2 protein-coding genes are annotated in these 718 nt (G+C 59.3%); both read right to left on the reverse strand.

Going from position 1 to position 718, the window contains the following annotated elements; genetic code table 11:
- Positions 1 to 96, reverse strand: a 96-nt coding sequence (locus tag L692_RS33935; RefSeq protein WP_156940602.1) for a TetR family transcriptional regulator, incomplete at its 3' end; no start/stop codon positions are given.
- Positions 97 to 210: 114 nt separating this feature from the next.
- The coding region (locus L692_RS0127035) for an ABC-2 transporter permease (protein ID WP_025703089.1) at positions 211 to 718 on the reverse strand (508 nt) is incomplete at its 5' end.

The raw sequence follows: 718 nt of genomic DNA on the forward strand, positions 1-718 counted from the left end.
TTGCCGGACCGTTGTAGCATTGAAGCCTTGCCGTGCGAACAGCTTCTTCGCCGCCTGCAAAATGCGCAGCTTAACGTCATTCTCTTCTGAACCCATACTTCTCCATTACCCCTTTACGGAACGAAACCATCCCTTGGATATGCTCTTATTATAAGCGGGATTTGCGGAAGTTTTCCAGTGAAGTGAAGCCGGAGCTGGATTCCTGACCGCTTACGATTCAGAAACCGCGTTGGGGCGGGCTGCGTTGGCAACGGCTGTATCAGCCGCCGGTTGTCTGCGCAGGGCGGTGACTCCGGTCATCACAAGCGCCAGCACTGCTGCCGTGATGAGCAGCGGCGTTGCCACGCCGCCGATTCCGGGGCCGCCGAACAGCAGGTTCATCAGCCCTTCCACCGCGTAAGTGGCCGGAAGTATGCTGCCGAGATTGAAGTAAAAGCCGGACAGCATCTCGCGCGGCATCATCGCGCCGGAGGATACGAGCTGCACGGACAGCAGCGCAATGTTCAGCAGCATGCCGGGCGTGCCAAGCAGCATGATCAGCGTCTGCGCGAGAACCATGAACGTCAGCACGAACAATGCCTCGAAGCCCCACACGGCCAAGAATCCCTGTTCGACCTGCCCGCCGAGCAGTTCGACGAGTGACGTTCCAACCAGCGATACGATGATGGCCGCCGCAATCGTAATGGCGAAGCGGGAGCCAAGCCGCTGCCAGCGTCCG

The sequence above is a fragment of the Paenibacillus forsythiae T98 genome (assembly GCF_000520735.1).
GTDB classification, from domain to species: Bacteria; Bacillota; Bacilli; order Paenibacillales; family Paenibacillaceae; genus Paenibacillus_AQ; species Paenibacillus_AQ forsythiae.